Here is a 20,826-nt window from a genome sequence, read left to right on the forward strand (position 1 = left end):
AAGAGAGGGGGCGCTCGCCCCCTCAGCTACGGTACAGTACCTTGATGATGTGGTAGCCGAACTGGGTCTTCACCGGGCCGTAGGGCTTCAGCAGCGGAATGCTGAACACGGCTTTATCAAAGGCCGCGACCATGGTGCCCTTGTTGAACTCGCCCAGAGAGCCGCCGTTGCGTTTTGATGGGCAAGTTGAGTATTTGCGCGCCAGGGTGTCAAAGCTGACACCGCGTTTAAGCTTGGCCAGCAGTTCGTCGGCCAGTTTTTCGTTATCTACCAGAATGTGCAGGGCGCACGCCGTCTTTGCCATGGTATTGCCTTTATCGATACAGAAATTGCGCTGATTATACCCGTTAAATCTCATCGGCGCTTTCTGCTACAATCCTCTTCCACGTTATAAATTCGAGCAATAAAGCGCCATGCGATTAAACCCCAGCCAACAACAAGCCGTCGAATTCGTTACCGGGCCCTGCCTGGTGCTGGCCGGAGCAGGTTCCGGCAAGACGCGCGTCATCACCAACAAAATCGCTCACCTGATCCACAACTGTGGTTATCAGGCGCGACACATCGCCGCCGTGACCTTTACCAATAAGGCCGCGCGCGAGATGAAAGAGCGTGTGGCGCAAACCATGGGGCGCAAAGAGGCGCGCGGGCTGATGATTTCCACTTTCCACACGCTGGGGCTGGAGATCATCAAACGTGAATATGTTGCGCTGGGGATGAAGTCCAATTTCTCACTGTTCGACGACCAGGATCAGTTGGCGCTGTTGAAAGAACTGACCGAAAAATGGCTGGAGAATGATAAAACACTGGTGGCGCAGCTGATTTCCATCATCTCCAACTGGAAGAATGACCTGGTTGATCCCCAGAGGGCGATGGAGCTGGCGCGTTCTGAACGCGACAAGTTGTTTGCGCATTGCTACGGCCTGTATCACGCGCATATGCGTGCCTGTAACGTGTTGGATTTCGACGATTTAATCCTGTTGCCAACTTTGCTGCTGCAGCGCAATGAAGAAGTGCGTGAGCGCTGGCAAAATCGTATCCGCTACCTGTTGGTGGATGAATATCAGGATACCAACACCAGTCAGTACGAACTGGTGAAACTGTTGGTGGGCAACCGTGCGCGCTTTACCGTGGTCGGGGACGATGATCAGTCGATTTACTCCTGGCGTGGGGCGCGACCTCAAAACCTGGTGCTGTTGAAGGAAGACTTTCCGGCACTGCAGGTGATTAAGCTGGAGCAGAACTACCGTTCCAGCGAGCGTATCCTGAAGGCGGCGAATATCTTGATCGCCAATAACCCGCACGTATTTGAAAAACGGCTGTTTTCCGAGCTGGGCTACGGCGAAGAGCTGAAGGTGGTGACCGCCAATAATGAGGATCACGAGGCCGAGCGCGTAGTGGGGGAACTGATTGCCCATCACTTCGTGAAGAAAACCAACTACGGCGATTATGCGATCCTCTATCGCGGCAACCATCAGTCGCGGCTGTTTGAAAAAATGCTGATGCAAAACCGCATCCCTTACAAAATCTCTGGCGGCACCTCGTTTTTCTCGCGGCCGGAAATCAAGGATCTGCTGGCCTATCTGCGCGTTCTGACCAACCAGGATGATGACAGCGCGTTCCTGCGTATCGTTAACACGCCAAAGCGTGAGATCGGCCCGGCGACGTTGCAAAAACTGGGTGAATGGGCAAACCAGCGTAATAAAAGCCTGTTTCGCGCCAGTTTTGACCTCGGCCTGAGCCAGCACCTGACCGGTCGCGGGTTAGAATCACTGCAGCGCTTCACTCACTGGCTGGATGGCATTGCCCAACTGGCGGAGCGTGAACCGATAGCCGCGGTGCGTGACCTGATCCACGGAGTAGATTACGAAAGTTGGCTGTTTGAGACCTCACCCAGCCCGAAGGCCGCCGAAATGCGGATGAAAAACGTCAATACGCTGTTCGGTTGGATGACGGAAATGCTGGAGGGCAGCGAACTGGATGAACCGATGACACTGACCCAGGTGGTAACCCGCTTTACCCTGCGCGACATGATGGAACGTGGTGAGAGCGATGAAGAGCTGGATCAGGTTCAGTTGATGACGTTGCACGCTTCCAAAGGGCTGGAGTTTCCCTATGTATTCCTGGTGGGGATGGAGGAGGGGTTACTGCCGCATCAGAGCAGCATTGACGAGGATAACGTCGATGAAGAGCGGCGTTTGGCCTATGTGGGGATCACCCGTGCCCAAAAAGAGCTGATTTTCACCCTGTGTCGCGAACGTCGCCAGTATGGCGAATTGGTGCGGCCGGAGCCGAGCCGCTTCTTGCTGGAGCTGCCGCAGGATGATCTGGCTTGGGAAAGTGAACGTAAGGTGGTTAGCCCGCAAGAACGGATGCAAAAAGGGCAGAGTCACCTGGCCAATATTCGTGCCCAGTTGGCCAAGGCCAAAGGCGAAGGTTAAAAGAAAGGGCGCTATTAGCGCCCTTGTCATATCAACGTTGTTCTTCCAGTATCAACGGCCAGTGAACGTAGCTTTGCCAATGACTTTCCTGATCCAGCGCCTCCGCCCGAAGCGGGTGCTGTTCCAGCCAACCTGGCGGCAGGATCACCGTCAACTCGTCATCATTGTTAGCGCGCAGGCGTACCGCGGGCAGCGTGTCGTCGCGACGACGACTGGCAAAGATGATCGCCAGGCGTAAAAGTCGGCATAGACGTTGCGCCATACGCGGCGGCAGGGCGTTTTGCTGGCTCAGCAGCGGCAGATCGATAGTGTTGCTCTGATTTTGCAGCAGGGTGGCCAGCAGCTTTTTCTGTGCCGGGGTGAAACCGGGTAAATCCAGATGGCGAATCAGGTAGGCGGCGTGTTGCGGCGCCTGCTTGAAATCAACGCTGAGGCCAATTTCGTGGATCAGACAGGCGCTGTGCAATAACTCGCGACATCGTGCATCCAGTTGCCATTCATTGCTCACCTGCTGCGAGAAGTTGGCAGCCAACTGGCTGACGCGTTCGGCCTGCTCGGTATCCAACAGATAACGGCGTTGCAGGTTGCGAATGGTGCGGCTACGGATATCCTGTTCAACCGGCAGATGCAGCATGCCATAGACCAGTCCTTCGCGCAGTGCGCCGCCGGCCAGCATCATGCTTTCAATGCCCAGCTCCTGGAAAATCGCCAGCAGGATCGACAGCCCGCTAGGAAACACCAGCGCGCGCTCCAGCGTCAGCCCTTCAATTTCCAACTCTTCCAGCTTGCCACACTGAATGGCGCGCTGTTTCAATTGGCGTAGCTTGGACAGGGTGATGCGTTCATCCATGCCCTGCGCCACCATGATTTCCTGCAACGCCTGGACGGTACCGGAAGCGCCGACGCAAATTTGCCAGCCGTGTTGACGCAGCTGTGGCGCAATGGGGCGCACCATTTCACGTGCTGCCTGTTCGGCCCGCTCGAAATTCTCCTGCCCCAAATTACGATCGCTGAAGAACCGTTCCAGCCAAGTGACACAGCCCATCGACAGGCTGTACAGCTGAGCCGCTTGCGCACCGGTACCGGTGACCAGCTCGGTGCTGCCGCCGCCGATATCGACCACTAAACGTTTGTCCGGCCCCCCGGTGGTATGGGCAACGCCGTGGTAGATCAGGCGCGCTTCCTCCTCGCCGCTGATCACCTGGATCGGGCAGCCGAGGATCTGCTCGGCGGTCTGCAGGAATTCATCGGCATTGGACGCCAGACGCAGCGTGGCCGTGGCGACCACACGGATCTGTGCGCGGGGAATGTCCTGCAGGCGTTCGGAGAACAGCTTCAGGCATTGCCAGCCGCGCTGCATGGCCTCATGCGACAGGTGACTATTCTGATCCAGCCCGGCGGCCAGACGCACTTTGCGCTTGATGCGCGCCAGGGTCTGAATACTGCCGGCCACCTCGCGTACCACCAACATGTGGAAGCTGTTGGAGCCAAGGTCGATAGCGGCGTAAAGTGCGCTGGAACTGAGCATTATCTATCAGCCTGAACGTTTACGGTTGCTGCGTGGCGCACCGCCACGACGTGGCGCGGAGTTACGGCGTGGGCCGTTGCCGCCGCGTGGGCGTGCCAGGCGTTTCGGCGCAGGCAGGTCACTCATTAGCGCATCGCTGTTGTATTTGCTGACCGGAATGCTGTGACCGGTATAGGTTTCGATCGCCGGCAGGTTGAGTGCGTACTCTTCACAAGCCAGGCTGATGGAATGACCGCTTTCGCCGGCACGACCGGTACGACCGATACGGTGAACGTAGTCTTCGCAGTCGTCAGGCAAGTCGTAGTTGAAGACGTGAGTCACCAACGGGATGTGCAGGCCGCGAGCGGCGACGTCGGTGGCGACCAGAATATCGAGGTTGCCCTTGGTGAAGTCATCGAGAATACGCAGACGTTTTTTCTGTGCCACATCGCCGGTCAACAGGCCTACGCGGTGACCATCGGCAGCCAAATGGCCCCAAACGTCTTCACAGCGGTGCTTGGTGTTGGCGAAGATGATGCAGCGGTCTGGCCACTCTTCTTCGATCAACGTCTGCAACAGGCGCATCTTTTCTTCGTTGGACGGGTAGAACAGTTCTTCTTTAATGCGGTGGCCGGTTTTTTGTTCCGGTTCCACTTCAACATATTCAGCGTTGTTCATCTGCTCGAAGGCCAGCTCGCGTACGCGGTAGGACAGGGTGGCAGAGAACAGCATGTTCAGGCGTTGATCGACCGCAGGCATGCGGCGGAACAACCAGCGAATGTCTTTGATAAAGCCCAGATCGTACATACGGTCGGCTTCATCCAGCACCACAACCTGGATCGCGCCCAGGTCGATATAGTTCTGTTTGGCGTAATCGATTAAACGGCCGGTAGTTCCCACCAGAATATCCACGCCGCTTTCCAGCACTTTCAGCTGTTTGTCGTAGCCATCGCCGCCGTACGCCAGACCCATTTTCAGGCCGGTGGACTGGGAGAGGGCTTCCGCATCGGAGTGGATCTGCACCGCGAGTTCACGCGTTGGCGCCATGATCAAGGCGCGCGGCTGGTTGATCTTGCGATCCTGTTTCGCCGGGTGAGAAAGCAAATAGTGAAAAGTAGACGCTAAAAATGCCAACGTCTTTCCGGTACCGGTTTGCGCCTGACCTGCAACGTCACGCCCAGAGAGCGTGAGCGGCAATGCTAACGCCTGGATAGGCGTGCAATATTGAAACCCTTTCTTTTCAAGGGCTTCAATGACTAACGGGTGCAGGGCGAAGTCGGAAAACTTCTGTTCGGTCAAGTGTGTTTTGCTCATAGTGTGGTAGAATATCAGCTAACTATTGCTTTACGAAAGCGTATCCGGTGAAATAAAGTCACCTTAGGTTGGTTAATGCTACACCAACAAGGTAGACACAATCCTTTGGAGTAGAACATGAGCGATAAAATTATTCACCTGACTGACGGTAGCTTCGACACCGACGTGCTGAAAGCTGAAGGGCCAATCCTGGTCGATTTCTGGGCTGAATGGTGTGGACCGTGCAAGATGATTGCTCCGATTCTGGATGAGATTGCCGATGAGTTCGAAGGCAAACTGACCATCACCAAGCTGAATATCGACCAGAACCCGGCCACCGCACCGAAGTACGGTATCCGTGGTATCCCTACGCTGTTGCTGTTCAAGAACGGTGAAGTGGCCGCGACCAAGGTTGGCGCGTTGTCCAAAGGTCAGCTCAAAGATTTCCTTAACGCGAATCTGTAATCGGGCGGGAAGCCCTATGCCCACTGGATGTGACGCTGCGGCCGAAAACGCCGCCGCGTGAGAGACAACGGGGATATACAGGCGTCTGGCGGGGATGTTCAATTCACCGCTAGACGCCTGCCAAGAAGCGTGTTAAGTTTAACCATACTGCATATAGAACTTGCCCGAAGTTGTAAATCTAAAGAGTCTAAATCTAAAGCTTTACTCTGTGTTGAACCGCTGGCGTTGAAAGAAAAAATGAACTCAGCCCGCGTTTTAGCAATCAAACAGTTTTGCAAAATCAATTTTAAGGTACCTTCGATCTTAAACCGTCAATGCGCGCGTCCTCTGTAAGCCATTTCTTACCGTGACAGCTCAGCGCCCGGTGATCGAACGTCCAGTAAACAGGCACGAATATCCAATGGATTTCAAGGTGTGGCCAGTCGGCAACCGAAAGCATCTCCGCAGCTTAGTTCGCTAAGTGCAGGGGTGAGCTAGGGAAGCCAACGCAACCACTAGAAAGACCAAAGATATATCCCGCTGCCATACCATTCACGATATAAGTTCGAGACATACCCCGAGTTTAAGAACCCACCACTATGAATCTTACCGAATTAAAGAATACGCCGGTTTCTGAGCTGATTACTCTCGGCGAAAATATGGGGCTGGAAAACCTTGCCCGCATGCGCAAGCAGGACATTATCTTCTCTATCCTTAAGCAACATGCGAAAAGTGGAGAAGATATCTTCGGCGATGGCGTGTTGGAGATATTGCAGGATGGATTTGGTTTCCTCCGTTCCGGAGACAGTTCCTACCTTGCAGGCCCCGACGACATCTACGTATCCCCTAGCCAAATCCGCCGTTTTAACCTCCGTACAGGTGACTCCGTTTCCGGTAAGATTCGTCCGCCAAAAGAAGGCGAGCGCTACTTTGCCCTGTTGAAAGTTAACGAAGTTAACTACGACAAACCGGAAAACGCCCGTAGCAAGATCCTGTTCGAAAACTTAACCCCACTGCATGCCAACTCCCGTCTGCGGATGGAACGCGGCAACGGCTCAACCGAAGACCTGACGGCACGCGTGCTGGACCTGGCTTCGCCGATTGGCCGTGGTCAGCGTGGTCTGATTGTAGCGCCGCCGAAAGCCGGTAAAACCATGCTGCTGCAGAACATTGCGCAGAGCATTGCTTACAACCATCCAGACTGCGTGCTGATGGTACTGCTGATCGACGAGCGTCCGGAAGAAGTGACCGAGATGCAGCGTCTGGTGAAGGGTGAAGTTATCGCTTCTACCTTTGACGAACCGGCTTCTCGCCACGTTCAGGTTGCAGAAATGGTGATCGAGAAGGCCAAGCGCCTGGTTGAGCACAAGAAAGACGTGATCATCTTGCTTGACTCCATCACCCGTCTGGCACGTGCCTACAACACCGTAGTACCGGCTTCCGGTAAAGTGTTGACCGGTGGTGTGGATGCTAACGCCCTGCATCGTCCTAAGCGTTTCTTCGGTGCAGCACGTAACGTTGAGGAAGGCGGCAGCCTGACCATCATCGCTACCGCGTTGGTTGATACCGGGTCGAAAATGGACGAGGTTATCTACGAAGAATTTAAAGGTACCGGCAACATGGAATTGCATCTGGCGCGTAAAATCGCCGAGAAGCGCGTATTCCCTGCGATCGACTACAACCGCTCTGGTACCCGTAAAGAAGAATTGCTCACGACCTCTGAAGAACTGCAGAAAATGTGGATCCTGCGTAAAATCATTCACCCGATGGGCGAGATTGATGCAATGGAATTCCTCATTAACAAGTTGGCCATGACCAAAACCAACGATGAATTCTTCGATATGATGAAGCGCTCATAATGACGATGCGCTCATAATTGAGTAAAAATTCAAAGAACGCCACGCCTAGTCGTGGCGTTTTTTGCTTTTGGCAGATACGATAAGTAACAGAAATGGAAACGTAAGTTATTTTCGTGACTTACTGAGAATTCATCTTATTTGCGGTCGGCGCTTCGTCGTTCGCGCATTGTTACTGTCGAAACAGCAGACAAGCACATTGGAATAAGAATGAATGGCTGTCGTCATAGGAAATGACTGAAAGGTAGCGGGATACCATGGCGCAACCTGTCGCCCGTGTTAAGCTGCCTTATCTTCTACAGAGATCTTGTTAACTGTGAACTTACTCACTATGAGTACTGAAATTCTATTTGTTTTCCTGTTTTCTTTGGCTTTTCTCTTTGTTGCCCGTAAAGCAGCAAAACGTATTGGTCTGGTGGATAAACCTAATTACCGTAAACGCCATCAGGGGCTGATCCCTCTGGTTGGGGGTATTTCTGTTTACGCAGGACTGTGCTTCGCCTTCTTTATCTCAGACCAATCGATTGCGCATGGCAAACTCTACCTCGCTTGCGCGGGGATATTAGTGTTCGTTGGTGCTCTTGACGATCGTTTCGATATCAGCGTTAAAATTCGTGCGTTGGTTCAGGCATTGGTCGGCATTGCGATGATGGTCTTCGCCGGGCTTTACCTGCGCAGTTTTGGCCATGTGCTGGGCGACTGGGAAATGCAGTTGGGGCCGTTCGGCTACCTGGTGACTCTGTTTGCCGTCTGGGCCGCGATCAACGCCTTCAACATGGTGGATGGCATCGATGGCTTGCTGGGCGGGCTCTCGTGCGTGTCTTTCGGTGCGCTGGGCGTGTTGCTGTACCTGAGTGGTCATTCTGACCTAGCCTTCTGGTGCTTTGCGATGATTGCCGCCATCGTTCCTTATATCCTGCTTAACCTCGGCATTCTCGGCCGTCGGTATAAAGTGTTTATGGGGGATGCCGGCAGTACGCTGATCGGCTTCACCGCCATTTGGTTGCTGCTGCAAAGCTCACAGGGTAAAGCTCACTCCATCAATCCAGTGACCGCACTGTGGATTATCGCTATTCCACTGATGGACATGATTGCGATCATGTACCGTCGTTTACGCAAAGGGATGAGCCCCTTCTCCCCAGATCGCCAACACATTCACCACCTGATTATGCGCGCGGGCTTTACGCCACGGCAGGCTTTCGTGTTGATTACCCTGGCGGCAGCGTTGTTGGCTGCTATCGGCGTACTTGGTGAACGACTTACTTTTATCCCTGAATGGGTGATGTTGGCATTATTCTTGCTTGCCTTCTTTTTATACGGTTACTGCATTAAGCGCGCCTGGCGTGTTGCACGTTACATTAAGCGTATCAAGCGCCGTCTGCGGCGTTCGAACGGCAATAAGCAAGTATCTTAACCAGAGGCTTTTGGGCAGTGATGAATCCAGAAACAATGTCTGACAAGAATATCCCGGCGGTGGATAACGAACTCGATATCCGCGGCCTGTGCTGCACCCTGTGGCGTGGTAAGCCATGGATTATCGGTATTGCGGTGTTATTCGCCGTAGTTGCGCTGATGGTTTCCTACCTGGTGAAACAGGAGTGGAGTGCGGCGGCGATTACCGATCGGCCAACAGTGAACGCGTTGGGGGGGTATTATTCCCAGCAGCAATTCCTGCGCAATCTGGATGTGCGGACGATGCCAGCCGCCAGCGCCGAGCAACCGGGCATTGCAGACGAAGCCTATAATGAATTTATTATGCAATTGGCAGCCTACGATACGCGTCGCGATTTCTGGCTGCAGAGCGATTATTACAAACAGCGCCAGGAAGGTGATGCCGCTGCCGATGCGGCATTGCTGGATGAACTGATTAACAACATTCAGTTTACCCCGCGCGATGATAAAAAAGTGCCGAACGACGGCGTGAAGCTGACGGCGGAAACGGCGGCGGATGCTAACCGTCTGCTGCGTCAATACGTGGCGTTCGCCAGCCACCGTGCTGCCCAGCATCTGAACGAAGAGATCCAGGGCGCCTGGGCGGCCCGCACTACCTCGATGAAAGCGCAGGTCAAGCGCCAGGAAGCGGTAGCGGCGGCAGTGTATAAGCGCGAGTTGAACACCATTCAACAGGCGCTGAAAATTGCCGAGACGCAGGGCATCAGCCGGACTCAGACCGATACCCCGGCAGAACAACTGCCAGACTCTGACCTGTTCCTGCTGGGCAAACCTATGCTGCAGGCGCGTTTGGAAGGGTTGCAGGCTTCGGGACCGACTTTCGATCTGGATTACGATCAAAATCGTGCGATGCTGTCGACATTGAACGTCGGCCCGACGCTGGACGAGAAATTTCAGACTTACCGCTATTTGCGGACCCCGGAAGAACCGGTAAAACGTGATAGCCCACGGCGGATATTCTGGTTGATCATGTGGGGCGCGATGGGCGCCTTGGTTGGCGCAGGTGTTGCCCTGGTGCGTCGGCCGCGTAATTAAAAAATAATATAATAATTCGCTGATGGGCGCGTGAGCGCCCAATTCGCAGGTACGCCTGCGGTTAACCGACCAAAAGAGATTCGCTGTGAAAGTGTTGACTGTTTTCGGCACCAGACCTGAAGCCATCAAAATGGCCCCGCTGGTACATGCCCTGGCTCAGGATGAAGCCTTTGAATCAAGAGTCTGCGTTACGGCACAGCATCGTGAGATGTTGGATCAGGTATTACGGTTATTTGAGATAGTGCCTGATTACGACCTGAACATCATGAAACCCGGCCAGGGATTGAGTGAGATCACCTGCCGTATTCTGGAAGGCCTGAAGGGCGTTCTTGAAGAATTCAAACCGGACGTGGTGCTGGTTCACGGTGACACCACCACCACGCTGGCGACCAGTTTGGCGGCGTTTTACCAGCGTATCCCGGTTGGGCACGTAGAGGCGGGTTTGCGCACCGGCGACCTTTACTCCCCGTGGCCGGAAGAGGCTAACCGCAAACTGACTGGTCATCTGGCGATGTATCATTTTGCCCCGACGGAAAACTCGCGTCAGAACCTGTTGCGCGAACTGCTGTCGGACGACCATATCTTCGTCACGGGCAACACGGTGATTGACGCGTTGTTCTGGGTACGAGATCGGGTGATGGGTGATGTTGCGTTGCATGACAGCCTGGCACAACGCTACCCGTTCCTGGATGCCAACAAGAAAATGATCCTGGTGACCGGCCACCGTCGTGAAAGTTTTGGTGGCGGGTTTGAGCGGATTTGCAGCGCGCTGGCAGAGATTGCCCGTTCGCATCCAGAGGTGCAGGTAGTGTACCCGGTGCACCTTAATCCCAACGTCAGCGAGCCGGTCAACCGCATTCTGAAAGGGATTGACAACATCATCCTGATCGACCCGCAGGATTACTTGCCCTTTGTCTACCTGATGGCTAACGCTTATATGATCCTGACCGACTCTGGTGGTATTCAGGAAGAGGCGCCGTCATTGGGCAAACCTGTGCTGGTGATGCGTGACACCACCGAACGACCGGAAGCGGTAGATTCGGGTACGGTGCGTCTGGTGGGGACCGACGTAGCCAAAATTGTTGATGCGGTTACCCGGTTGCTGACGGACGAAAACGAATATCACGCCATGAGCCGGGCGCATAACCCTTACGGTGACGGGCATGCCTGCCAACGTATTCTCGAAGCTTTGAAGAATCATCAGGTGACACTATGAGTTTTAACACTATTTCGGTTATCGGCCTGGGTTATATCGGTCTGCCAACGGCGGCGGCGTTTGCCTCCCGCAAGAAAAAAGTGGTGGGCGTAGATGTTAACCAACATGCGGTGGATACCATTAACCGTGGCGCGATCCATATCGTAGAACCCGATCTGGATAAAGTGGTGAAAGACGCGGTCGACGGCGGCTACCTGCAGGCGGTGACCAAACCCCTGGCTGCGGATGCTTTCCTGATCGCGGTGCCAACGCCGTTTAAAGGCGACCATGAGCCGGACCTGGCCTATGTTGAAGCGGCGGCCAAATCCCTGGCGCCGGTGCTGAAAAAGGGCGACCTGGTCATTCTGGAGTCGACCTCTCCGGTGGGCGCCACCGAGCAGATGGCGCAGTGGCTGGCCGAGGCGCGTAGCGATCTAAGCTTCCCACAGCAGGTGGGTGAAGTTGCGGATATCAACATTGCTTACTGCCCGGAGCGCGTGCTGCCGGGGCAGGTGATGGTTGAGCTGATTCAGAACGACCGAGTGATTGGTGGCATGACGCCAAAATGCTCAGAGCGTGCCAGCACGCTGTACAAGATTTTCCTCGAAGGTGAGTGTGTGATTACCAATTCACGCACCGCAGAGATGTGCAAACTGACCGAAAACAGCTTCCGCGATGTGAATATCGCCTTTGCCAATGAGCTGTCATTGATTTGCGCCGATCAGGGCATCAATGTCTGGGAACTGATCCGTTTGGCAAACCGCCATCCGCGGGTGAATATTCTGCAGCCTGGTCCTGGCGTTGGCGGCCACTGCATCGCGGTCGACCCTTGGTTTATCGTGTCACAGAACCCGCAGCAGGCGCGTTTGATCCATACCGCACGCCTGGTGAATGACGGGAAACCTTTGTGGGTGGTTGATCGCGTGAAAGCGGCAGTGGCCGACTGTCTGGCCGCTACCGATAAACGCGCTTCAGAAGTGAAAATTGCCTGTTTTGGTCTGGCCTTCAAGCCAAATATCGACGATCTGCGTGAAAGCCCGGCGGTGGAAGTGGCGCATCTGATTGCCGATTGGCACGTGGGTGAAACCCTGGTGGTTGAGCCAAACGTGGAACAGCTGCCGAAATCGCTGGCGGGCCATGTGACGCTGAAAGCGCTGGCCGATGCACTGCAGCAGGCGGATGTGATCGTGATGCTGGTCGACCATAAGCAGTTCAAGGCAATTAAGCCGGAAGAAATTACGCAATCCTGGGTCGTGGATACCAAAGGGGTATGGCGTTGAAACGTATTTTAGTCACTGGGGGCGCCGGTTTTATTGGCTCCGCGGTTGTGAGGCATATCATCGAAGCCACTCAGGACAGCGTCCTGGTGGTCGACAAACTCACCTACGCGGGCAATCTGGAGTCGCTCTCGGTGATTGCCGATAACCCACGTTACTCGTTTGAGCTGGTGGATATCTGCGATCGCGCGGCGTTGGATCGGGTGTTTGCCGAGTATCAGCCGGACGTGATTATGCACCTGGCGGCAGAAAGCCATGTTGACCGTTCTATCGACGGCCCGGCGGCATTTATTGAAACCAACGTGGTAGGCACTTACACCATGTTGGAGGCGGCCCGCCATTATTGGCAGCCGCTGGACGCGGAGAAGAAGCAAGGCTTCCGCTTCCACCATATTTCTACCGACGAAGTGTATGGGGATCTGCACGGCACGGACGACTTGTTCACCGAAACCACGCCTTACTCGCCAAGCAGCCCGTATTCGGCCTCCAAGGCTTCCAGCGATCACCTGGTCCGTGCCTGGCTGCGTACCTACGGCCTGCCGACCCTGGTCACCAACTGTTCCAATAACTACGGCCCGTATCATTTCCCGGAGAAGCTTATTCCGCTGGTGATCCTCAATGCCGTTGCCGGTAAGCCATTGCCGGTGTATGGCGATGGGGCGCAGGTGCGTGATTGGCTGTATGTCGAAGACCACGCTCGGGCGCTGTACCAGGTGGTTACCGAAGGCGTGGTGGGGGAAACCTACAATATCGGCGGCCACAACGAGCGCAAGAATATTGAGGTGGTACACACTATCTGCGATCTGCTGGAAGAGCTGGCACCTAATAAGCCACAGGGCGTGGAGAAATACCGCGACCTGATTACTTACGTCAAGGATCGCCCGGGCCATGATATGCGCTACGCGATCGATGCCGGAAAGATTGACCGTGAATTGGGCTGGCGTCCGCAGGAAACCTTTGAAAGCGGCATTCGCAAAACGGTTTCCTGGTATCTGAACAATGAAACCTGGTGGCATCGCGTGCAGGACGGTTCCTACGCGGGTGAACGTTTAGGTTTGTCCGACTAAATTTAGCGAGGTCGCTGCTAGGGTAGCGGCCCTGTGAGTCTGGAGTGAGTATGAAAGGTATTATTCTGGCGGGCGGTTCCGGCACGCGTTTACATCCGATTACCCGCGGCGTCTCCAAGCAGCTGTTACCTATTTACGACAAGCCAATGATTTACTACCCGCTGTCGGTACTGATGCTGGCGGGGATCCGCGACATATTGATCATTTCAACCCCGGAAGATTTACCTTCGTTCAGACGCTTGTTGGGCAGCGGCGAAGAGTTCGGCATTAATCTCAGCTATGCAGAACAACCCAGCCCTGACGGCCTGGCGCAGGCGTTTCTGATCGGCGAAGAGTTCCTGAACGGCGAACCAAGCTGCCTGGTGCTGGGCGATAATATTTACTTTGGTCAAGGGTTTAGTCCGAAACTGAAAACGGTTGCTGCCCGTACGCAAGGCGCCACCGTATTTGGTTATCAGGTGATGGATCCTGAGCGCTTTGGCGTCGTGGAGTTTGACGATAATTTCCGTGCGCTGTCGATCGAAGAGAAGCCGAAAGAGCCTAAATCCAATTGGGCGGTGACCGGGCTATATTTCTACGACAGCCAGGTGGTGGAGTTCGCCAAGCAGGTGAAGCCTTCGGAGCGCGGCGAGCTGGAGATCACCAGCATTAACCAGATGTATCTGGAGCGTGGCGAACTGACGGTTGAACTGTTGGGGCGCGGTTTCGCCTGGCTGGATACCGGTACTCATGACAGCCTGCTGGAAGCCAGCAGCTTTGTGCAGACGGTGGAAAAACGTCCGGGCTTCAAAATTGCTTGCCTGGAAGAGATTGCCTGGCGCAACGGCTGGCTGGACGATGATGGAGTTAAGCGCGCTGCCCAGGCGTTGCTGAAAACCGGTTATGGCAAGTACCTGCTGGATCTGCTGCATGCACGCCCACGCCAGTATTGAGCCCTTAGCCTGGGAAACTGAGTTTTTCGCCCTTAACAGCGCCAAACTCAACTTCTCTACGGCGGCTCCGATACTCACCGAGGCCGAACTGGATGCCTACGCATTGGTGCAGGCCAAAATTCCGGCGCATCAAACTGCCTGGGCGGATGGCTTGGCCCGTTTGGGTTTCCAATTGGTAGAGGGTGAAGTCGATCTGGTGCTGGATACCGGCACGGAATGTGCATTACCTCTTACCGTGACGCCGCAGGCTATTCGTCCGGCGGTGCCGGCTGATATCCCGATGCTGCGCGCGGCGGCAGCCAGCGTGTTCACCGCTAGCCGGTTCCGCGCCCCCTGGTATCACCCCCAGGATAGCGGCCGTTTTTATGCCGAATGGATCGAAAAGGCGGTATTGGGGACGTTTGACCATCAATGCCTGCTGGTACTCGATGATACTGGGCAGCCGGAAGGCTTTGTCAGCCTGCGTGAACTGGGTAACCAGGAGGCCCGAATCGGTCTGCTGGCGGCGTTCCCCGGCGCGGCAGGCAAAGGAATTGGCTCGCGACTGATGGCGGCAGCCATTGCAGAGTGCCGGCAAGGGGCGTTGCAGCGTCTGCGGGTTGCGACTCAGTTCGGTAATATCGCCGCACTACGGCTCTATCAACGACAGGGTGCTGCTATTGAAAGCACCTCGTATTGGTTATACAGAGGAAGACATGATCCCATTTAACGCACCACCGGTTGTTGGCACTGAACTTGACTATATGCAGGCTGCGATGAGCAGTGGCAAGCTGTGTGGTGACGGTGGTTTTACCCGTCGTTGCCAGCAGTGGATGGAACAGCGCTTTGGCAGCCCGAAGGTGCTGTTGACGCCGTCCTGTACTGCCTCACTGGAGATGGCGGCGATCCTGTTGGATATTCAGCCGGGCGATGAAGTGATCATGCCAAGCTTCACCTTTGTTTCCACCGCCAATGCTTTTGTGCTGCGCGGCGCTACCGTGGTGTTTGTCGATCTGCGTCCGGACACCATGAACATCGATGAGAGCAAGATCGAAGCGGCTATCACCGATAAGACCCGTGCCATTGTGCCGGTGCATTATGCTGGCGTAGCCTGCGAAATGGACACCATCATGGCGCTGGCGGAAAAGTACAAGCTGTTCGTGGTGGAAGATGCCGCGCAGGGCGTGATGTCCACCTATAAAGGGAAAGCGCTCGGCACCATCGGCCATATCGGCTGCTTTAGCTTCCATGAGACCAAAAATTACACCGCAGGCGGTGAAGGTGGCGCCACGCTGATTAACGATCCGGCACTGATTGACCGGGCGGAAGTCATTCGTGAGAAAGGCACCAACCGTAGCCAGTTTTTCCGCGGTCAGGTGGACAAGTACACCTGGCGTGATATCGGCTCCAGCTATCTGATGTCAGATCTGCAGGCCGCTTATCTGTGGGGCCAACTGGAGGCCGCCGAAGCTATCAACCAACGTCGTTTGGCGCTGTGGCAACAGTATTACGACAGCCTGCTGCCGTTAGCCGAGGCGGGTCGCATTGTGCTGCCGACCATCCCGGCGGGCTGCGTGCAAAACGCTCACATGTTCTATATCAAACTGCGTGATGTTGAAGACCGTACGGCGTTTATCGATTACATGAAAGAAGCCGAGATCATGACGGTATTCCATTACATTCCGCTGCATGATTGCCCGGCGGGCGATCGCTTCGGCCGCTTTGCCGGTGAAGATCGCTTTACCAGTCAGGAGAGCGCACGTCTGGTCCGTTTGCCATTGTTCTACAATATGACTGATATCACTCAGCGCACGGTGATCAATACCATTCTCAGCTTCTTCGCCTGATATGTCGCTGGCAAAAGCATCGATTTGGACCGCCGGTTCCACGCTGATCAAGATTGGCGTGGGGCTGTTGGTGGTGAAACTGCTGGCGGTGGCGTTTGGCCCCAGCGGGGTTGGGCAGGCGGGTAACTTCCGCCAGTTGATTACCGTGCTGGGCGTGCTGTCCGGTGCCGGGATTTTTAACGGCATCACTAAGTACGTTGCCGAATACCATCAGGACCCGCAGCGGTTGAAACTGGCCGTCGGCACGGCGTCGACTATCGTGCTGGGCTTTTCCACGCTGCTGGCGCTGGTGTTTTTGTTCGCGGCAGAACCGATCAGTATCGGGCTGTTCGGCCATGCTGATTATGTCGGCGTGGTGCGGGCGGTGGCGTTTATTCAAATGGGTATTGCCTACGCCAACCTGTTTATGGCAGTGCTGAAGGGCTACCGCGACGCGATGGGTAATGCGCTGGCGGTGATTGGTGGCAGCCTGATTGGCGTAGTGGCCTACTACCTGTGCTTTAAGCTGGGTGGCTATGAAGGCGCGCTGGCGGGGTTGGCGTTGGTACCGGCATTGGTGGTGCTGCCCGCCGGCTTTATGCTGTGGCGGCGTAAAACCCTGCCGCTGAGTTATCTGGCGCTGGCATGGGACAAAGCGCTGGCCAGCCATCTTGGCAAGTTCACCATTATGGCGCTGATCACTTCAGTGACGCTGCCGGTGGCCTATGTGATGATGCGTAACCTGCTGGCCCGTGATTACGGTTGGGATGAGGTGGGGATTTGGCAGGGCGTCAGCAGCATTTCAGATGCGTACCTGCAGTTTATCACCGCTTCGTTTACCGTTTATTTGCTGCCAACGCTGTCGCGACTAAAAGAAAAAAGCGCGATCTCTCAGGAGATTGTGCGCTCGCTGAAGTTTGTGCTGCCTGCGGTGGCGGCGGCAAGTTTCACGGTCTGGCTGCTACGCGATTTCGCCATCTGGCTGTTGTTCACGGACAAGTTCGTCGCGATGCGCGATCTGTTCGCCTGGCAACTGGTGGGAGATGTGCTGAAGGTCGGTGCTTATGTGTTTGGCTACCTGGTTATCGCCAAGGCGTCGCTGCGTTTTTATATCCTGACCGAAGTCAGCCAGTTCCTGCTGTTGACGCTGTTCTCGCATTGGTTAATCCCCTTGCACGGCGCGCTGGGTGCGGCACAGGCTTACATGGCAACCTACATTGTGTATTTCACGCTCTGTAGCTGCGTATTTATTCTTTATCGTAGACGAGTATGACTTCACTGATTCACGTATTGGGATCTGACATCCCGCATCACAATCAGACGGTGCTGCGTTTCTTCAACGACGTGTTGGCGAAGCGTCTGCCGTCCGATCAGACACGCCATTTCATGGTGGCCGCCAAAGATGCCGCCGCGTTGGGGCCGTTCCCTGAACTGAACATTGAATATCATCCGGATAAGAAAAGCCTGGCGATGGCGGTGATTGCCCGTGCCCAGGCCGATCGCAATACGCGTTTCTTCCTGCATGGTCAGTTTAACCCGACGCTGTGGCTGGCATTGCTGAGCGGTAAAATCAAAGCCCAGCAGGTGAGCTGGCATATCTGGGGCGCCGATTTGTATGAAAACGCCACCAGTTGGAAATTCCGGCTGTTCTATTTGCTGCGCCGTATTGCTCAGGGACGGGTGGGGCACGTATTCGCGACCCGTGGCGATGTGATCCACTACCAGCAGAGACATGCCCGCGTACCGGCTTCCCTGCTGTATTTTCCGACGCGGATGGATCCGGCGTTAACCGGTGTCAGCGTAGAGAAAAATTTGGCCGGGCCGATGACCATTCTGGTGGGGAACTCCGGCGATCGTACCAACCGCCACGTTGAGGCGCTGAAAGCCATTCATCAGCAGTTTGGCCCAGATGTGCGCGTGATCCTGCCGATGGGCTATCCGGCTAATAACGACGCTTACATTGAACAGGTCCGCACTGCCGGGCTGGCGCTGTTCAGCGCCAGGAACCTGCAGCTGCTGACGCAGCAGGTGGCGTTCGACGACTACCTGAATATCCTGCGCGAGTGCGACCTCGGCTACTTTATCTTTAACCGTCAGCAGGGGATTGGCACGCTGTGTCTGCTGATCCAGTTTGGCGTGCCGTTCGTGCTAAGCCGACAGAACCCATTCTGGCAGGATCTGGCGGAGCAGCACTTGCCGGTGTTGTTCTATGGTGACTCGCTGGATGAGGCGGTAGTGCGTGAAGCGCAGCGCCAACTGGCCTCCGTCGATAAACAGGCGATTGCCTTTTTTAATCCCAACTACGTTGATGGCTGGCAACAGGCATTAACCCTGGCGGCAGGGGATAATTCATGACGCTGGCGCAATTTGGCGGGTTATTCGTCGTCTACCTGATTGGTGCGTTGTTTGTTCTGACGTTGACCTACCAGGAGTTTCGGCGCGTTCGCTTTAATTTCAACGTCTTCTTTTCGCTGCTGTATTTGCTGACGTTTTACTTCGGCTTTCCGTTAACCTGCCTGCTGGTGTTTCAGTTTGACGTTGAGGTGGTGCCAGTAGAGTTCTTGTTGTACGCCATCCTCTCGGCCACTGCGTTTTATGCGATTTACTACGTCAGCTATAAAACCCGGCTGCGAAAGCGTAGCCTGCAGCCGCGTAAACCGGTATTCAGCATGAACCGGGTGGAAACCCATCTGACCTGGATCCTGCTGGCATTGGTGGCGATCGTTACCGTCGGCATTTTCTTCATGCAAAATGGCTTCCTGCTGTTCAAACTTAACTCTTACAGCCAGATTTTCTCCAGTGACGTGTCTGGCGTAGCGCTCAAGCGGTTCTTCTATTTCTTCATTCCGGCGATGCTGGTGGTGTATTTCCTGAAGCAGGATCTGCGAGCCTGGTTCTTTTTCCTGGCGGCAACGGTGGCTTTTGGCATCCTCACCTATGTGATTGTCGGCGGTACCCGCGCCAATATCATTATTGCCTTCTCACTGTTCCTGTTTATCGGCATTGTGCGTGGCTGGATCTCGCTGTGGATGCTGGTGGCCGCGGGCGTGTTCGGGATTGTCGGCATGTTCTGGCTGGCGTTAAAGCGTTATAGCCTGGACGTCAGTGGCCCCGAGGCGTTTTATACCTTCCTTTATCTGACGCGTGACACCTTCTCACCGTGGGAAAATTTGGCGTTGCTGCTACAAAACTACGACAAGATTGATTTCCAGGGGCTGGCGCCGATAGTGCGCGATTTCTACGTGTTCATTCCAGCCTGGCTGTGGCCGGGCCGACCGGACACGGTACTGAACACCGCTAACTACTTCACCTGGGAAGTCCTGAATAACCATTCCGGCCTGGCCATTTCACCGACGCTGATTGGTTCGCTGGTGGTGATGGGCGGCGCGTTGTTCATTCCTGTTGGCGCGGTGCTGGTGGGGATGATCATCAAATGGTTTGACTGGCTGTATGAGATGGGTAAAAGCGAGTCAAACCCTTATAAAGCCGCCATATTGCAGGGCTTCTGCTTTGGCGCGGTATTCAACATCATCGTATTGGCGCGAGAAGGGGTGGATTCGTTTGTCTCGCGGGTGGTGTTCTTCTGCCTCATTTTCGGCGCCTGTTTGCTGATGGCAAAATTGCTGTATTGGCTGTTTGATACTGCCGGATTGATTAAGGCGCGGGTACTGCGTTCGCGAACGTTGACGCCGCCTGCTTCATCCGTGCAGGCTGACGGCCTTTTGTAAGGGTAATAACAAGATGGAAGCAAAAATCTCGGTGCCCAAATACGAGCTGCGCGGTTTCAGCCTGTGGGGATTTCGCGATATGGCGCAGTGCATGGATTTTCTGTTCGACGGCGGTCGCGTAAAGCGGGGCACGCTGGTCGCCATGAACGCCGAAAAAATCCTGACGGCGGAACAGGATACTGAGCTGCATGCCTTGCTGGATGAGGCTGAGTACAAGTATGCCGACGGTATCAGCATGGTACGGTCAATCCGCCGTAAATATCCGGGTGCCGATGTATCTCGCGTAGCGGGGGCCGATCTGTGGGAAGCGCTGATGCAACGCGCCGGTCGTGAGGGCACGCCGGTGTTCCTGATTGGCGGCAAGCCATCGGTGCTGGCAGAAACCGAACAGAAGTTGCGCAGCCAGTGGAATGTGAATTTGGTCGGTAGCCAGGACGGTTATTTCAAGCCGGAACAGCGTGAGTCGCTGTTTGAGCGCATCCGCGCCAGCGGTGCCGCTATAGTGACGGTTGCCATGGGGTCACCAAAACAGGAAATCCTGATGCGTGACTGTCGCAAGGTCCATCCCCAGGCGCTGTATATGGGCGTAGGCGGGACCTACGACGTGTTCACCGGGCATGTGAAGCGTGCGCCCAAGGTTTGGCAGAACCTCGGCCTGGAGTGGCTCTATCGGCTGCTCAGCCAGCCTAGCCGCATCGGGCGCCAACTGCGGTTACTGAAATTCGTGAGTTACTATTATCGCGGCAAGATGTGATGAAGGTGCCGGGGCGGATTATTCTGTCCCGGCGCAACAAGTT

At 55.1% G+C, this 20,826-nt stretch carries 18 protein-coding genes; 15 read left to right on the forward strand and 3 right to left on the reverse strand.

Annotated elements, in window-relative coordinates:
• Window positions 1-22: 22 nt before the first annotated feature.
• A complete protein-coding gene (ppiC, locus tag OC597_RS20845) occupies window positions 23-304 on the reverse strand; it encodes a peptidylprolyl isomerase PpiC (RefSeq protein ID WP_017891252.1) in 282 nt (93 codons plus the stop codon).
• A 109-nt stretch (window positions 305-413) separates the two neighbouring features.
• Here ppiC and rep point away from each other — a divergent pair, with 109 nt between their 5' ends.
• Entirely contained in the window at window positions 414-2,438 is a 2,025-nt protein-coding gene (gene rep, locus OC597_RS20850) for a DNA helicase Rep (RefSeq protein WP_262210343.1), read from the forward strand.
• A 31-nt stretch (window positions 2,439-2,469) separates the two neighbouring features.
• On the opposite strand, the gene ppx is transcribed toward rep, so the two are convergent.
• The gene (ppx, locus tag OC597_RS20855) at window positions 2,470-3,966 is read right to left on the reverse strand and encodes an exopolyphosphatase (RefSeq protein WP_099062196.1); all 1,497 of its coding nucleotides are present in this window, start codon (window positions 3,964-3,966) and stop codon (window positions 2,470-2,472) included.
• Between the two features lie 6 nt (window positions 3,967-3,972).
• Entirely contained in the window at window positions 3,973-5,259 is a 1,287-nt protein-coding gene (gene rhlB / locus OC597_RS20860) for an ATP-dependent RNA helicase RhlB (RefSeq protein ID WP_261259700.1), read from the reverse strand.
• A gap of 117 nt (window positions 5,260-5,376) precedes the next feature.
• On the opposite strand from rhlB, the gene trxA reads away from it, so the two are divergent.
• From trxA to wecG, 14 genes are all read left to right on the forward strand, one after another.
• Window positions 5,377-5,703: a thioredoxin TrxA gene (gene trxA, locus OC597_RS20865; protein WP_037422813.1), complete on the forward strand. Its 327-nt coding sequence runs from the start codon at window positions 5,377-5,379 to the stop codon at window positions 5,701-5,703.
• A 578-nt stretch (window positions 5,704-6,281) separates the two neighbouring features.
• Complete coding sequence (gene rho, locus OC597_RS20870) at window positions 6,282-7,541, forward strand: transcription termination factor Rho (RefSeq protein WP_004950874.1); 1,260 nt, start codon at window positions 6,282-6,284, stop codon at window positions 7,539-7,541.
• Window positions 7,542-7,854: 313 nt separating this feature from the next.
• Complete coding sequence (gene wecA / locus OC597_RS20875; protein ID WP_099062194.1) at window positions 7,855-8,952, forward strand: UDP-N-acetylglucosamine--undecaprenyl-phosphate N-acetylglucosaminephosphotransferase; 1,098 nt, start codon at window positions 7,855-7,857, stop codon at window positions 8,950-8,952.
• 20 nt (window positions 8,953-8,972) lie between these two features.
• Window positions 8,973-10,025, forward strand: coding sequence for an ECA polysaccharide chain length modulation protein (gene wzzE / locus OC597_RS20880; RefSeq protein WP_262210345.1), 1,053 nt, complete (start codon window positions 8,973-8,975; stop codon window positions 10,023-10,025).
• Window positions 10,026-10,110: 85 nt separating this feature from the next.
• Window positions 10,111-11,241, forward strand: coding sequence for a non-hydrolyzing UDP-N-acetylglucosamine 2-epimerase (gene wecB / locus OC597_RS20885; RefSeq protein ID WP_262210346.1), 1,131 nt, complete (start codon window positions 10,111-10,113; stop codon window positions 11,239-11,241).
• Entirely contained in the window at window positions 11,238-12,500 is a 1,263-nt protein-coding gene (gene wecC / locus OC597_RS20890; RefSeq protein WP_261463615.1) for a UDP-N-acetyl-D-mannosamine dehydrogenase, read from the forward strand. The genes wecB and wecC overlap by 4 nt, the downstream gene beginning before the upstream one ends.
• A complete protein-coding gene (gene rffG, locus OC597_RS20895; protein ID WP_262210348.1) occupies window positions 12,491-13,564 on the forward strand; it encodes a dTDP-glucose 4,6-dehydratase in 1,074 nt (357 codons plus the stop codon). The genes wecC and rffG overlap by 10 nt, the downstream gene beginning before the upstream one ends.
• Before the next feature lie 50 nt (window positions 13,565-13,614).
• On the forward strand, window positions 13,615-14,496 hold the full coding sequence (rfbA, locus tag OC597_RS20900) for a glucose-1-phosphate thymidylyltransferase RfbA (RefSeq protein WP_262210349.1): 882 nt from the start codon (window positions 13,615-13,617) through the stop codon (window positions 14,494-14,496).
• Window positions 14,474-15,205 (forward strand): dTDP-4-amino-4,6-dideoxy-D-galactose acyltransferase, encoded by a 732-nt coding sequence (gene rffC / locus OC597_RS20905; protein WP_262210351.1) that lies wholly within the window; start codon window positions 14,474-14,476, stop codon window positions 15,203-15,205. The genes rfbA and rffC overlap by 23 nt, the downstream gene beginning before the upstream one ends.
• Window positions 15,192-16,322 carry a dTDP-4-amino-4,6-dideoxygalactose transaminase gene (gene rffA, locus OC597_RS20910; RefSeq protein ID WP_261259648.1) on the forward strand — a complete coding sequence of 377 codons (1,131 nt, stop codon included), beginning with the start codon at window positions 15,192-15,194 and terminating at the stop codon, window positions 16,320-16,322. Before rffC ends, rffA begins: the two co-directional genes overlap by 14 nt.
• 1 nt (window position 16,323) lies before the next feature.
• Window positions 16,324-17,574 carry a lipid III flippase WzxE gene (wzxE, locus tag OC597_RS20915; protein WP_261259638.1) on the forward strand — a complete coding sequence of 417 codons (1,251 nt, stop codon included), beginning with the start codon at window positions 16,324-16,326 and terminating at the stop codon, window positions 17,572-17,574.
• On the forward strand, window positions 17,571-18,656 hold the full coding sequence (locus OC597_RS20920) for a TDP-N-acetylfucosamine:lipid II N-acetylfucosaminyltransferase (protein WP_262210354.1): 1,086 nt from the start codon (window positions 17,571-17,573) through the stop codon (window positions 18,654-18,656). The genes wzxE and OC597_RS20920 overlap by 4 nt, the downstream gene beginning before the upstream one ends.
• Entirely contained in the window at window positions 18,653-20,029 is a 1,377-nt protein-coding gene (gene wzyE, locus OC597_RS20925; RefSeq protein ID WP_261259634.1) for an ECA oligosaccharide polymerase, read from the forward strand. Before OC597_RS20920 ends, wzyE begins: the two co-directional genes overlap by 4 nt.
• Window positions 20,030-20,042: 13 nt before the next feature.
• Window positions 20,043-20,783, forward strand: a complete 741-nt coding sequence (gene wecG / locus OC597_RS20930) for a lipopolysaccharide N-acetylmannosaminouronosyltransferase (protein WP_261259623.1) — start codon at window positions 20,043-20,045, stop codon at window positions 20,781-20,783.
• The last annotated feature ends 43 nt before the right edge of the window (window positions 20,784-20,826 follow it).

Source organism: Serratia proteamaculans (assembly GCF_946227095.1).
Classification (GTDB): Bacteria; Pseudomonadota; Gammaproteobacteria; order Enterobacterales; family Enterobacteriaceae; genus Serratia; species Serratia proteamaculans_E.